The organism is Burkholderia sp. MS455, assembly GCF_016899445.1.
Lineage (GTDB): Bacteria > Pseudomonadota > Gammaproteobacteria > Burkholderiales > Burkholderiaceae > Burkholderia > Burkholderia pyrrocinia_C.
Genome location: NZ_CP041779.1, coordinates 2176553 through 2190410 on the forward strand (window position 1 = coordinate 2176553; position 13858 = coordinate 2190410).

The window sequence follows — 13858 nt, forward strand, 5'->3', positions numbered from 1 at the left end:
GCCGCTTGCCCGTCACGCGGGCTGCCGACGCCCGTTGCCGGGCCGCACGATGTCGATGAACGCGGCGAAATCGGCGCCGGCGAGCCCCTGCGCAGCGCCGAGCCGCAGCACCTGCTGCACGGTCGCCGACACGGGCATCACCGCGCCTGTGTCGCGCGCCGCGTCGGCGATCGCGTCGACGTCCTTCTGGAACGTGCTGAGCGCGCCGATCGACGCGTGACCACCCGACGTCATGCGCGGCACGAACGTCTGCAGCAGCACCGAATCGGCCCAGCCGCCGGCCAGCGCCTCGGCCAGCCGCGCGGCATCGATGCCGCTCGCCTGCGCCAGGCCGACGGCCTCGGCGATCGCGGTCACCGTCGCGGTGACGATCGCCTGGTTGCACAGCTTCGCCGTCTGGCCCGCGCCCGCGTCGCCCATGTGCGTGATGCGCGACGCGTACGTGCCGATCAGCGGCCGCACCGCGTCGAGATCGGCCGCGCGGCCGCCGGCCATCACCGCGAGCGTGCCGGCCTGCGCGCCCGGTACGCCGCCCGACACGGGCGCATCGACCCAGCCTGCGCCGAGCGCGGCCGCGCGCGCCGCGTAGTCGCGCGTCGCGGCGGGCGGAATGCTCGAATGATCGACGATGCGCCGCAGGCGGCGCGCAGCCGCGTCGCCGGAGAACAGCCCGTGCTCGCCGAACACGACGTCGCCGACCGCACGCCCGTCGAGCACGCAGACGAATACCGTATCGACGCGTTCCGCCAGTTCGCGCGGCGTGCCGACCACCTGCGCGCCGTCCTTCACGAGCGCCTCGGCCTTGTCGCGCGAGCGATTCCACACGCTGACCCGATACCCGGCCGCCAGCAAATGCCGAATCATCGGCGCGCCCATCAATCCCGGTCCGCAAAATCCGACTTCCACGATGTTCCTCGTCTCCGATATGGGTTGCACTTGCCGCCCATCATACCTATCACTCAAGAAGCCGGGCACGCGCGGCGGCGCCTCGGGACCGCAGCTTGCACCGGCGATATAGACCGATATCCCAGGGAGCGCATCATGAGCGACCACGTGTACAAGCTGATCGAACTGACCGGTTCGTCGCAGCAATCGAGCGACGACGCCATCCGCAACGCGATCTCGAAGGCCGGCAAGACGCTGCACAACCTGCACTGGTTCCAGGTGACCGAAACACGCGGCCACATCGAAGGCGACCAGGTCGTTCACTGGCAGGTCACGCTGAAGGTCGGCATGCGCATCGACGACTGACGCAGCCGCCGCATCACACGCCGCGCCGCGATCCGAATACGCGCAACGCGTATCCGCGCGGCGCCGCGGCCCAGCCTCCCCGTTCAGGCCCCTTGTCGCGGCCCGGCCGGCGGGTGCCTGCGGGTATCCATCTCTTGACGCTGATTTTCGTTCATATTAAAAACGATATACCCACAGTACCCCTCGATCAGCCTGGACATATAACCCGGAGAAATCATGAGTCAGCAACGCGAGGCGATCGACACGTACCTCTTGCGCGTCTTGCACACCTTGTTGATGGAGCGCAGCGTCACGCGCGCGGCCGTCAAACTGAACCAGTCGCAACCGGCGATCAGCGCCGCGCTGCGGCGCCTGCGCGACATCACCGGCGATCCGCTGCTGGTGCGCGGCAAATCCGGCATGGTGCCGACCGAATACGGGCTGCGTCTGCTCGAGCCCGTGCAGAATGCGCTGCGTGAAATCGAGCGCATCAAGTTCCAGCAGCACAACTTCGACCCGGCCACGTCGATCCGCTGCTACCGGATCGGCTGCCCCGACTACCTGAACGTGCTGTTCGTGCCGACCGTCGTCGAGCGCTTCCGCCTGGCCGCGCCGAACGCAACGCTCGAGTTTCACTCGCTCGGCCCCGCGTTCGACTACGAACTCGCGCTGGAAGACGGCAAGCTCGACATCGTCGTCGGCAACTGGCCCGAACCGCCCGAGCAGCTGCACCTGTCGAACCTGTTCGTCGACGAGATCGTCTGCCTGATGAGCAACACGCACCCGTTCGCGAAGCGCGGCGGGCTCACGCTCGACCAGTACCTGAACGCGCCGCATCTCGCGCCGACGCCGTACTCGGTCGGCCAGCGCGGCGCGATCGACGTGCATCTTGCGCGCGAACGGCTCAAGCGCCACGTGGTCGTCACGCTGCCGTACTTCAACCTCGCGCCGTACGTGCTCGTGAAGTCCGACCTGATCTTCACGACCACGCGCCTGTTCGCCGATCACTACGCGAAGTTCCTGCCGCTGTCGGTCGTGCCGGCGCCGCTCGACTTCCCGCCGATGCAGTACTACCAGCTGTGGCACGAGCGCTGCCACTACTCCGACGAAGTACGCTGGCTGCGCAGCCTCGTCGCCGAAGCCACCCGCACGCTGATCGAGGCGTAACGGCACACGCCGCCCGCGCCGTCGCGGCGCGGTGGCGGCTGGCGGCTGGCGGCACGCCCGGCAAGGCGGCCGCCGTATCGCTTCAGGCTTCGTTCAGCGCGATGCGTCGACCAATGCATGCGCGAGCGCGTTATGGCGCTCGATGACGGGCGGCAGATCGAGCGTCGCCAACCGCCCTTCCCGCACCACCACCTTCCCGTTCACCACCGTGTACGCCGTCTGCGACGGCGCGCAGAACACGAGCGCCGCGACCGGATCGTGCAGCGCGCCCGCGAACAGCGGCTGGCGCAGGTCGAACGCGGCGAAGTCCGCGGCCATGCCGGGCTTCAACGCGCCGATATCGTCACGGTTCAGCACCTTCGCTCCGCCGAGCGTCGCGATCTCGAGCGCTTCGCGCGCGGTCATCGCATCGGGCCCGAAACCGACCCGCTGCAGCAGCAGCGCCTGCCGCACTTCCGCGACCATCTGCGCGCCGTCGTTCGACGCGGAGCCGTCGACGCCGAGGCCGACCGGCACGCCCGCGAGACGCATCTTCTTTACCGGCGCGATACCCGACGCGAGCCGCATGTTCGAGCACGGACAGTGCGCGACGCCCGTGCCGGTGCGCGCGAACAGGCCGATGCCCGCATCGTCGAGCTGCACGCAGTGCGCATGCCATACGTCGCGGCCAACCCAGCCGAGATCTTCCGCATATTCGGCGGGTGTCATCCCGAACTTCTCGCGGCTGTACGCGATATCGTTGACGTTCTCCGCCAGGTGCGTGTGCAGCGACACGCCGTACTCGCGCGCGAGCACGGCCGCGTCGCGCATCAGGTCGCGGCTCACCGAAAACGGCGAGCATGGCGCGACCACCACGCGCAGCATCGCGTAGCGGCCTTCGTCGTGATAGGTCTCGATCAGGCGCTGTGTGTCGCGCAGGATATCGGGTTCGCGCTCGACGACCGAATCGGGCGGCAGCCCGCCGTCGCGCTGGCCGACGCTCATCGCGCCACGGCTCGCGTGAAAGCGCATGCCGATTCGCTGCGCGGCGTCGATGCTGTCGTCGAGCCGGCTGCCGTTCGGGTAGATGTACAGGTGGTCGCTCGACGTCGTGCAGCCCGACTGCAGCAGCTCGGCCATCGCGGTGAGCGTCGACACCTCGATCATCTCGGGCGTCAGGTGCGCCCAGATCCGGTACAGGTTCGTAAGCCAGCCGAACAGCTCGGCGTTCTGCGCAGCCGGCACCGCGCGCGTGAGGCTCTGGTACATGTGGTGGTGCGTGTTCACGAGCCCCGGGATCACGAGGTGGCCGCGCAGGTCCAGCACTTCGTCGGCCGCGTCGGGCAGCTCGGCGGTCGGGCCGACCGCGACGATCCGGTTGTCTTCGATGTAGAGCCCCGCGTCGCGCAATTCGCGGCGCGTGTCGTCCATGGTCACGAGCACGTCGGCGTGCTTGACCAGCAGGGTTTTCGGGCGGGATGGGGATGCGTTCGGCGCGCGTGCGCCGGCGTGCTGCTCGAGGTTCATGCGTTCTCCGCGTCGGTCTGCCCCCAGGGGCTGATTCCCGGGGACGGTCACAAAGCCGTTCGAACGCCGATTCGCGGCACGCCCCGGTGCCTGCGTCCGTTCGAACGCCCTGGCCCGGTTACCCGGCGTGCTCGCCGTCTTCGGGGTACGCGCGGGCCACAGGCCGACGCGCACGGCGGGAGGATCGCCCAAGCGCGCGCGGCGCACAATGCGCGGTCCCGAATACCGCACTTCACGGTTCCGATATGGTACGCCGCGCGCGCTTGGTCCGTCCTGCCGCCGGATGCCCGAAACGCCCGCCGGAAGCCCTGGCGGCGTGCCGTCGACAGCCGCTTATGCGCGGCGCATTATCTTTGATATCGCGCCCGTATTTGCGCAGGGAACCTTTTTACAATGCCTGCACGGCGCTCGCTTCACCTCGCCGACGGGTATGTAGCCACGTGACGTGGAGCCTCGATCCGCCGCACAGTCAATGGATCGAGTCGCCGCCGAACCTCGCATTCACACAAGGACACAACGAATGGGAAAGCTCACTACCCACGTACTCGATACGGCACACGGTCGTCCCGGCGCCGCAATCAAGGTCGACCTCTACGCGCTGGACGGCGAATCGCGCCGCGCGATCAAGACCGTGCTGACCAATAGCGACGGCCGCTGCGACGAACCCCTGCTCGAAGGCGCTGCGCTCGCCGCCGGCGAATACGAACTCGTGTTCCATGCCGGCGACTACTTCGCGTCGCTCGGCGTGAAGGTGCCCGAACCCCGTTTCGTCGACCGCGTCGTGCTGCGCTTCGGCATCGCCGACACCGGTTCGCACTACCACGTGCCACTGCTCGTGTCGCCGTGGTCGTACAGCACCTATCGCGGCAGCTGACATCGCATCGGCGCCTGCATCAAAGACAAACGATCTGAGTCTGGAGGAGTTTCATGGAAGGCTTCATCACCGACTGGCTGAACCTCGCGCTGCGATGGCTGCACGTCATCGTCGCCATCGCGTGGATCGGCGAGTCGTTCTATTTCGTCGCGCTCGACAACAGCCTGAAACCGCCGACCGACCCGAACCAGCGCAAGCGCGGGGTATTCGGCGAACTGTGGCACGTCCACGGCGGCGGCTTCTACAACATGCAGAAGTACACGGTCGCGCCGCCGGAAATGCCGGATGACCTGCACTGGTCGAAGTGGCCGTCGTACACGACCTGGCTGTCGGGCTTCTCGCTGTTCTTCGTGCTGTACCTGCTCGCGCCGAACACGTACCTGATCGACAAGAGCGTGCTCGACATGGGCCCGGTCGTCGCCGTCGCATCCGCGCTCGGCTTCCTCGCAGCCGGCTGGATCGTCTACGACTCGCTGTGCCGCATCCTCGGCACCAACGACCGCGTGCTCGGCATTTGCGTCGGCCTTTATGTCGTCGTCGCAGCGTACCTCGCGTGCCACATCTTCTCGGGCCGGGCCGCGTACCTGATCGTCGGCGCGATGCTCGCGACGATCATGTCGGCGAACGTGTTTTTCGTGATCATCCCCGGCCAGCGCAAGATGGTCGACAAGATGCTCAAGGGCGAAGAGCCGAACCCGATCTACGGCAAGCGCGGCAAGCAGCGCTCGGTGCACAACACGTACTTCACGCTGCCCGTCGTGTTCGCGATGCTGTCGAACCACTATGCGATGACGTACACGAACAAGTTCAACTGGATCGTGCTCGTGCTGATCATGCTGGCCGGCGCGCTGATCCGCCAGTTCTTCGTGATGCGTCACCGCGGCAAGCAGCTGTGGTACCTGCCGATCGGCGGCGTCGCGCTGCTGTCGGGCGCGCTGGTGTGGACGATGCCGAAGCCGGTCGCACCGGAAGCGCAGGCCGCCAACGCGCCGAAGATCGTGATCAACGACATCATGCCGATCCTGCAGCAGCGCTGCGTCGAGTGCCACTCGTCGAAGCCGACGCTGATGGGCAGCGCGCCCGCGGGCGTGCTGTTCGACACGCCGGACGAAGTGTCGAAGAACGCGCAGCGCATCTACGAACAAGCCGTGCGCCTGAAGGCGATGCCGATCGGCAACGTCACGCACATGACCGACGACGAGCGAACGAAGCTCGCCGCCTGGTTCGAGGGCGGCGCGGTCAAGTAAGCCGCCGTGCGCCGGTTGCCGGCGCAATCCTCTCCGTTCGCGGGCCCGGTGACGGGCCCGTTTTTTTGCGTGTTCCGAATGCGCCGCGCGCTAGCCGTGCATCGCGTCGCGTTGCAGTGCGGCGAGCGCCTCGAGGGCGCGCGGGCCGTCGTCGAACGGCACGAAGATGTGATCGTGGTACGCGGCCGCCATCACGTTGCAACTGATCCCGGCCGCGCCGAGCGCCCGCGCGAATGCCGCGGTGAGGCCGACTGCCGCGAGATCGGAATGCACGGTCAGCGTGATCCACGCGGCGCGGAACAGCACGGGCCAGCCGCGACGCACGGCCACCTCCTCGCCGACGACGACCGTCAGCCCTTCCGCTTCGCGGAACGTCGCGATTGTTTCGGATAACGATACGTCCGCATCGGTCGGCAGCGAGACAAACGCGAACGCGCCCGGATGCAGTTCGGGTTGCATCGTGCGCAGCAGGATCGCGAGGTCGTTTTCAGGTTGGCTCATCGGAGGAACACGTCCGGTTCCGGACGTCGTGCGGTGGCGATGCGGGCACGATAGCACGCGCGATGACGGCGCCATGCACGCACCGCCGCGACTTCGTCCGCAAGCCAGCCTCGGAACGCGGGTGCGCTGCCGGTCACCTCATCCGTCGACGGACTCCGGCAGCCGCGCGATCGCCTTGATCTCGAACTGGAAGCCGTACAGCCAGGTCACGCCGACGGCGGTCAGCGTCGGATGCGGCGCATCGCCCCAGTACTCGGGGACGATCTCCCAGATCCGCTCGAACGTCGCTTCGGGGTCGACGAGGAACACCGTCACGTCGACGACATCGTCGAACGTGCAGCCGGCCGCACGCAGCACCGCGTTCAGGTTGTCGAACGCGCGGCGAACCTGCGCGCCCAGCTCCGGCTCGGGCGAACCGTCGTCGCGGCTGCCGACCTGCCCGGACACGAACAGGAAACCGTTCGAGCGCAGCGCCGGCGAATAGCGGTTGCGCTCGTACAGCGCCTGGCGACCGGGCGGGAAAACTACGCTACGCTTTGCCATCCAACACCTCCATCAGTCAGTGGGGCGAAGCCGCCCCTGCATCAACGATGAAGGCACTTTAAGGACCGTCGCCCGGCGGATAAACCGGCAACCCTGTTCAACACTGTTTGCGCGCCCCAAACAATTTCCGACCGACGCGGAGCCCTGACCCGATGGATCGATTCGACGCAATGCAGGCGTTCGCCCGCGTAGTGGAAGCCGGCAGCTTCACAAGGGCGGCCGAGACGCTGCACATGAGCCGCACCACCGTCACGCAACTGGTGCAGCAGCTCGAAGCGCGGCTGCGCGTGAAGCTGTTCAACCGCACGACGCGCAAGGTCGTCGTCACCGCCGACGGCGCCGCATACTACGAGCGCGTCGTGCGGCTGCTGGCCGACATGGACGATGCCGAAACGAGCCTGTCCGCGGCGTCCGCGTCGCCCAGGGGGCGGCTGCGCGTGGACGTGCCGAGCCCGTTCGCGCGCCTGATCCTGATCCCCGCGCTGCCGGCGTTCCATGCGCGCTACCCGGACATCCAGCTCGACATGGGCGTCAGCGACCGCGTAGTGGACGTGATCGGCGAGAACGTCGACTGCGTCGTGCGCGGCGGTGAACCGACCGACGGGTCGCTGATCGCGCGCCACGTCGGCGACCTGCGGCTCGGCGTGTACGCGTCGCCGGCCTATCTCGCGCGTGCCGGCACGCCGTCGCATCCGAACGAACTGGAAGACACGCATCACCGGATCGTCGGCTTCCTGTGGGCGCGTACCGGCAAGGCTCTGCCGTTTGCGATGGAATGCGACGGCGAGCGCGTCGACGTGCGCGGGCGCTACGTGCTCGCCGTCGACGACGGCAATGCGTACCTCGAGGCCGGCCTCGCCGGGCTGGGCATTCTGTGGCTACCCGACTACATGGCTGCCGCGCATCGCGCGCGTGGCGAACTGGTGCCGCTGTTCGACGCGTGGCAACTCGAACCGATGCCGATGTACGTCGCGTTCCCGCCGAACCGGCACGTCAGCGCGAAACTGCGCGTCTTCGTCGACTGGATCGCCGACCTGATGGCGCAGCATGCGCCGGTCGCGAACCGGCGTCGCGGCGGCAGCGGCTCGCGCGACACGGGCAAGGCTGTGGCGACCTGAATCGCACATAAACGGCCGCACATAAAAAAACCCGCGCAAGTTGCGCGGGGTTCGACAAGCTGGCGCGGAAGCGCCGGCGACTCAGGCCGTCAGCGCATGCAGCGCCTCGTCGGTGAGCCACAGCGATTCCTGCAGATCCTGCTCGTTGAGGTTCAGGCCGTCGCCGCCACGGTCGACGACGATGAAATCGCTGACGCCGCCGAGTGCGATCAGCGGGTGATGCCACACGCCCTTCGCATAGTTGACGCCCTGCCAGCCGCTCGTCACGAACGCGCGGATCTTCGCCGGGTCGAGATCGCCTGCTGGCGCCACGACGACGAGATACGGCTGGTCGTTCAGCGGCACGAATGCCTGGCTGCCGAGCGGGTGCCGCTCGAGCATCTTCACTTCGAACGGCAGCGTGCGCGGCTGGCCTCGAAACAGGTTGACGAGCGTGCGGCCCTCTTCGTCGCTCACATCGACTTTCGCGAGATCGTGAAAGCGGATCGTCGTGCCGAGGTTGATCGGGATCTGCTTCGCGCCTTCCGTCTCGATCACGTCGCCGAACGGCGCGAACGCTTCCTTGGTCAGCGGTTCGATAACAAGCGTCTTCATTTGTCGAGCGTCCCCCACAGACGCAGACGCGACACGCCGCCGTCCGGAATGATGTTCAGTCGCACGTGCGTGACGGGGCCGAGCGACGCGATGTCGGCTTCGAAGTAGTGCTGCTTGTCCATCTGCAGCTTCTGTTCGCCGAGCAGCACCGGCCAGAACATCGACTGCGTGATCAGCGAGCTGTCGGTGCCGCCCGACACATAGGCAGCCTGGATCGAGCAGCGGTCCGGGTAGTTGCCCTTGAAGAACGCGGTATCGACTTCGATCTTGCGGATCACGCCCGGCTGCGCGAGCGCGATGATCGCCCAGTCGTTGCCCGGCTCGCGGCGGCGGCGGGTTTCCCAGCCGTCGCCCATGTTCACGCCGCGGCCCGGCAGCAGCAGGTTCGACGCGACGCCGAAATGCTGGTTGTTCGCGGCCACGACATAACCGCCGTTCTCCATCGCCGCGAGATCGAATTGCTCGGTCGCACTCGCACCGGCCCAGTCGAGCTGCGGCTGGCCGTACACGCGCAGGCGCGCAATGCCGCCGTCCGGGTAGATGTTCACGCGCAGGTGCGTGAATGCCCGTGCGTCGCTCGCCTCGACATAGTGATGGCTGTTGCCCTGCAGCGTCGTCGACGGCACGATCTCGACCCACTCGGTCGCATGCGTCGGCGCGCCGTCGGCCACGAAGGCGGCCTCGATCGACGCGGCCGGCGGGAAGTTGCCGGTGAAATGGCTCGTGTCGATGTCGAAGCCCTTGATCACGCCCGGGCGCGCGAGCTTGACGATGCACCAGTCGTAGCCCGTCGTGCGCTTGCGGCGCGTTTCCCAGCCGTCCATCCACTTGCCGTGGTCGTCGTACTTGCCGGGAATGAAGACGGCCGGCTCGGGGTTCAGCATCCGGTCCTTCGGCGCGAAGAAATCGTCGCTGGCTTCGAGCGCCTGCGCACCGAGACGCGGGTCGGCAAGATTCACGTAGCGCCGCGTGAATTCGGGTGCGTTGGGATCGAGAAGCGGAACAGCCATGATGTTTCCTTGTTTCAGTGATGCGATCCGGCCGCCGCGACGCAGCAGGCCGTATTGCGGTGTCAGGCGTCGATCAGGTCGTCGAGGCGGAAGCGCGCGATCCGGTAGATCTGGTCGAGGCTCGCGCGCAGTTCCTCGGCGCGCGAATGATTCACGCGCGACTCGAAGTTCGCGATGATGCCGTGCCGGTCATAGCCGCGCACCGCGAGGATGAACGGGAAGCCGAACTTCTCGCGATACGTGCGGTTCAGCGTCAGCAGCTTGTCGAATTCTTCCTGCGTGCACTGGTCGAGGCCCGCGCCGCTCTGCTCGCGCGTCGACTCGGCCGTCAGCTCGCCGCGCACGGCGGCCTTGCCGGCCAGCTCCGGGTGAGCGTTGATCAGCGCAAGCTGGCGCACTTCGCCGCCCGTTTCCACCGCGCCCGACATCGTCTTGTGCAGCGCGTCGATGCTCGCGAACGGCCGTTCGCCCGCGGCAACCTCGGCCACCCACGGCGAATGTTCGAAAATCCCCGACAGCGCCGCGACGAATGCGCTCGGCACCATCGTGTTCAGTTGACTCAACGTGTAACGCATCGCCTTCATGCTTTCCCTTCGTTTCGATGACCGGGCTGATACGGATGATGTTCACGCCAGTGGCGCGCGATATCGACACGGCGCGTCACCCATACGCGATCGTGCTTCTCGATGTGATCGAGGAACCGCTGCAGCCCGCGGAACCGGCCCGGCCGGCCGAGCAGCCGGCAGTGCATGCCGATCGACAGCATCTTCGGCGCCTCGTCGCCCTCCGCATACAGCACGTCGAACGCGTCGCGCAGATAGTCGAAGAAGTGATCGCCGGTGTTGAAGCCCTGCGGCGTCGCGAAGCGCATGTCGTTCGTGTCGAGCGTGTACGGGACGATCAGTTGCGGCGACGTGCCGCCGCCCGACACGGCGACGTCCATCCAGAACGGCAGGTCGTCGCCGTAGTTGTCGGAGTCGTACAGGAAGCCGCCGTATTCCGCGACCAGGCGGTGCGTATTGGGGCTGTCGCGGCCGGTATACCAGCCGAGCGGGCGCTCGCCCGTCACGCGCTCGATCGCCTCCATCCCGAGACGCATGTGTTCGGCCTCGAGTTCGGGCGTCATGCTCTGGTAATGGATCCAGCGCCAGCCGTGGCACGCGATCTCATGGCCGAGCTCGACGAACGCGCGCGCGAGCTCCGGGTGACGCTCGATCGCCATGCCGACGCCGAATACCGTCAGCGGCAACCCGCGCTTCTCGAATTCGCGCAGGATGCGCCACACGCCGGCCCGCGAACCGTATTCGTAGATCGACTCCATGCTCATGTGGCGGTCCGGATACGCGGCCGCGCCGACGATTTCGGACAGGAACTGCTCGGAGCCCGGATCGCCGTGCAGCACGCAGTTCTCGCCGCCTTCTTCGTAGTTCAGCACGAATTGCACGGCGACGCGGGCGCGCCCCGGCCAGTTCGCCTGCACGGGATGGCGGCCATAGCCGATCAGGTCGCGAGGATAGTTGGGATCGAGTGACATGGTTCGAAGTGCGGCGAAAGTTCGCTGGAGTAATGGGTTCGCATCGACCGCGCGGGTGCCGCAGGGCGGCCGCGTGAGCCGATGCGATGACGGCCCAGTGTAGCGAAAACGTCCATACGCGCCCATACAGCGGCGCAGATAGTGCATGTCAGACGGTGTGTATGTGCGGTTGCGGCAAATTCGGGACGGGTTCCGCCGCATCCCCGTCCGGCGGGCTGAAGCGGGCGAATGCGCCGTCGTAGCGCTTCGGCAGCGGCCGCGCGTAGTCGCCGCGCTTCGCGGTCGCGAGGCGCAGCGCAACGAGCGCCTCGGCCCACTTGACGGCCGCCGTGACACCCTCGACCACCGGTGCGCCGATCTGCTGCTCGATCTCGTGCGCGAATTCGGCCATCCCCGCACAGCCGAGCACGATCGCGTCGGCGCCGTCCTCGTCGAGCGCCCGCCGGCATTCGTCGACGATGATCCGGCGCGCGGCCGAGCCCGGCCGGTCGAGTTCGAGCACCGCGACGTCGGTCGCGCGCACGTTGCGGCAGAATCGCTTCATTCCGTAGCGTTCGGCCAGGTGCCACGCCATCCCGCAGGTGCGCGCGAGGGTCGTGACGACCGAGAAGCCGGGCGCGAGCACGCTCGCCGCATGCATCGCGGCCTCGGCGATGCCGATCACCGGCCCGCGCGCGAGCTCGCGAGCCGCGTAGAGGCCGGGATCGCCGAAGCATGCGATCACGTACGCGTCGCAGCCGTCGCGCTCGCCCTGCGCGATCTCGGCGAGCAGCCCGGGCGTCGCGAGCGCCTCGTCGTAATACCCTTCGATCGACGGCGGCCCCATCGGCGGGCTCACCGCGACGATCTCCGTGCCGGCGGCCGCGACGTCGCGTGCGCAGCGGCCCATCGCTTCGGTCATCCGCTGCGTCGTATTCGGATTGATCAGTCGGATCTTCATCGCATGCTCCTCACGCCTTCGTGCTCACGAGCAGCCGGTAGAACACGAAGCCGAGCCCCGCGCCGATGAACCACGAGAAGTTCGCGACGCCCTGCCAGCCCGGCACCATCACGCAGACGACCGCGATCACCGCTGCCGGCAGCAGCGCGGCGAGCGCACGACGGTTCACGCCGCCCGTGTACCAGTACGTGCCGCTTTCCGACATCGTGTACAGGTCGTCGCGAACGAGCCGGCCGCGCTTGACGAGATAGAAGTCGGCGATCAGCACGCCGTACAGCGGGCCGATGAACGCGCCGAGCACGTCGAGCGTGTAGTGGATCACGGCCGGGTTGTTGAACAGGTTCCACGGTGTGATGAAGATCGACGCGACGGCCGCGAGCATCCCGCCCGCGCGCCAGCTGATCAGGCGCGGCGCGACGTTCGAGAAGTCGAACGCGGGCGACACGAAGTTCGCGACGATGTTGATGCCGATCGTCGCGATCGTGAACGTCAGCGCGCCGAGGATCACCGCGGTCGGATGATCGATGCGGCCGACCGTCTCCACGGGATCGGTGATGAGTTCGCCGAACACCGGCAGGGTCGCGGCCATCGTGATCACCGTGACGAGCGAGAACGCGAGGAAGTTGACGGGCAGCCCCCAGAAATTGCCGCGCTTCACTTCGCCGAACGAACGGCAGTAGCGCGAGAAATCGCCGAAGTTCAGCATCGGCCCGGAGAAGTACGACACGACCAGCGACACGGCCGTGATCATCACCGGGATCACTTGCGCGCCGTGATACTTGACGCCGCCGAGGTTGATGCCGATGTTGCGCCAGCCCGCGCGCCATACCATGTAGCCGGCGAGGATGAACATCACGACATAGACGGCCGGGCCCGCGAAGTCGATGAACTTCTTGATCGTCTCCATCCCGTTCCAGAACACGAACGCCTGCAGCACCCACAGCAGCATGAACCCGGCCCAGCCGACCACGGACAGCCCGAGGAAGCCGTAGCGATGGACGTCCGCATACGGCAGCCATTGCGGGAAGAACTTCAGCACGACGATCACCAGCGCGCTCGATGCGAGATAGGTCTGGATGCCGTACCACGCGATCGCGATCAGCCCGCGGATCACGGCCGGCACGTTCGCGCCGAGCACGCCGAACGTCGCGCGGCACGCGACCGGATACGGCACGCCGATCTGCTGGCTCGGCCGCGCGATCAGGTTGCACAGCAGGTTCACGATGCCGATCCCGACGATCAGCGCGATCAGCACCTGCCAGCTCGTCAGCCCGAGCGCGAACAGGCTGCCCGCGAACACGTAGCCGCCGACGCTGTGCACGTCCGACATCCAGAACGCGAAGATGTTGTACGAGCCCCATGTCTGATTCTTCAGGGGTGCCAAATCTTCGTTATACAGACGTTCGCTGTAACCGCCCGGCAGCGTCGGATCGCCGCCCTCGCCGCCTTCTTCCGCCGGATAGGCGCTGTCGTGCGCCACACTGAACTGAGCCATGACTTCTCCTTGACGCGGCCGGGTGGCCGCTCCACCGTCATCGTTACCGCTCCGGATCGTCGCCCGGAGTCGGACCAGCGGCCCGCGGCGAACACCGCA

Annotated in this window: 15 protein-coding genes; 5 read left to right on the top strand and 10 right to left on the bottom strand. The window is 67.2% G+C overall.

Annotated elements, in window-relative coordinates:
- Positions 1-12: 12 nt before the first annotated feature.
- A complete protein-coding gene (locus tag FPJ27_RS29115; RefSeq protein ID WP_204423616.1) occupies positions 13-906 on the bottom strand; it encodes an NAD(P)-dependent oxidoreductase in 894 nt (297 codons plus the stop codon).
- A gap of 135 nt (positions 907-1041) precedes the next feature.
- Here FPJ27_RS29115 and FPJ27_RS29120 point away from each other — a divergent pair, with 135 nt between their 5' ends.
- Positions 1042-1251, top strand: coding sequence for a dodecin (locus FPJ27_RS29120; RefSeq protein ID WP_011549586.1), 210 nt, complete (start codon positions 1042-1044; stop codon positions 1249-1251).
- Positions 1252-1467: 216 nt separating this feature from the next.
- Complete coding sequence (locus FPJ27_RS29125; RefSeq protein ID WP_006478550.1) at positions 1468-2397, top strand: LysR substrate-binding domain-containing protein; 930 nt, start codon at positions 1468-1470, stop codon at positions 2395-2397.
- Positions 2398-2490: 93 nt separating this feature from the next.
- Here FPJ27_RS29125 and FPJ27_RS29130 read toward each other — a convergent pair whose 3' ends face one another.
- The gene (locus tag FPJ27_RS29130) at positions 2491-3903 is read right to left on the bottom strand and encodes an 8-oxoguanine deaminase (protein WP_204423617.1); all 1413 of its coding nucleotides are present in this window, start codon (positions 3901-3903) and stop codon (positions 2491-2493) included.
- A 520-nt stretch (positions 3904-4423) separates the two neighbouring features.
- On the opposite strand from FPJ27_RS29130, the gene uraH reads away from it, so the two are divergent.
- Both uraH and FPJ27_RS29140 read left to right on the top strand, forming a co-directional pair.
- Positions 4424-4777 carry a hydroxyisourate hydrolase gene (uraH, locus tag FPJ27_RS29135; protein ID WP_011352401.1) on the top strand — a complete coding sequence of 118 codons (354 nt, stop codon included), beginning with the start codon at positions 4424-4426 and terminating at the stop codon, positions 4775-4777.
- A gap of 53 nt (positions 4778-4830) precedes the next feature.
- Positions 4831-6024 (top strand): urate hydroxylase PuuD, encoded by a 1194-nt coding sequence (locus tag FPJ27_RS29140; RefSeq protein WP_072437131.1) that lies wholly within the window; start codon positions 4831-4833, stop codon positions 6022-6024.
- 90 nt (positions 6025-6114) lie between these two features.
- On the opposite strand, the gene FPJ27_RS29145 is transcribed toward FPJ27_RS29140, so the two are convergent.
- Both FPJ27_RS29145 and FPJ27_RS29150 read right to left on the bottom strand, forming a co-directional pair.
- Positions 6115-6525, bottom strand: a complete 411-nt coding sequence (locus FPJ27_RS29145; protein ID WP_204423620.1) for an ACT domain-containing protein — start codon at positions 6523-6525, stop codon at positions 6115-6117.
- Between the two features lie 138 nt (positions 6526-6663).
- Positions 6664-7068 (bottom strand): RidA family protein, encoded by a 405-nt coding sequence (locus FPJ27_RS29150; RefSeq protein WP_204423623.1) that lies wholly within the window; start codon positions 7066-7068, stop codon positions 6664-6666.
- A gap of 152 nt (positions 7069-7220) precedes the next feature.
- Between FPJ27_RS29150 and FPJ27_RS29155 the strand changes: the two genes are divergently transcribed.
- Positions 7221-8186, top strand: a complete 966-nt coding sequence (locus FPJ27_RS29155; RefSeq protein ID WP_204423625.1) for a LysR family transcriptional regulator — start codon at positions 7221-7223, stop codon at positions 8184-8186.
- Positions 8187-8267: 81 nt separating this feature from the next.
- On the opposite strand, the gene FPJ27_RS29160 is transcribed toward FPJ27_RS29155, so the two are convergent.
- The 6 genes from FPJ27_RS29160 to FPJ27_RS29185 form a co-directional block, all read right to left on the bottom strand.
- Positions 8268-8780, bottom strand: a complete 513-nt coding sequence (locus FPJ27_RS29160; protein WP_204423627.1) for an ureidoglycolate lyase — start codon at positions 8778-8780, stop codon at positions 8268-8270.
- Positions 8777-9790, bottom strand: a complete 1014-nt coding sequence (gene alc, locus FPJ27_RS29165) for an allantoicase (protein ID WP_072437126.1) — start codon at positions 9788-9790, stop codon at positions 8777-8779. The genes FPJ27_RS29160 and alc overlap by 4 nt, the downstream gene beginning before the upstream one ends.
- Before the next feature lie 62 nt (positions 9791-9852).
- Entirely contained in the window at positions 9853-10374 is a 522-nt protein-coding gene (uraD, locus tag FPJ27_RS29170) for a 2-oxo-4-hydroxy-4-carboxy-5-ureidoimidazoline decarboxylase (protein WP_072437125.1), read from the bottom strand.
- Entirely contained in the window at positions 10371-11324 is a 954-nt protein-coding gene (gene puuE, locus FPJ27_RS29175; protein ID WP_072437124.1) for an allantoinase PuuE, read from the bottom strand. Before puuE ends, uraD begins: the two co-directional genes overlap by 4 nt.
- 148 nt (positions 11325-11472) lie before the next feature.
- Positions 11473-12264, bottom strand: coding sequence for an aspartate/glutamate racemase family protein (locus tag FPJ27_RS29180; protein WP_072437123.1), 792 nt, complete (start codon positions 12262-12264; stop codon positions 11473-11475).
- A gap of 10 nt (positions 12265-12274) precedes the next feature.
- A complete protein-coding gene (locus FPJ27_RS29185; protein ID WP_204423630.1) occupies positions 12275-13759 on the bottom strand; it encodes an NCS1 family nucleobase:cation symporter-1 in 1485 nt (494 codons plus the stop codon).
- Positions 13760-13858: the final 99 nt, after the last annotated feature.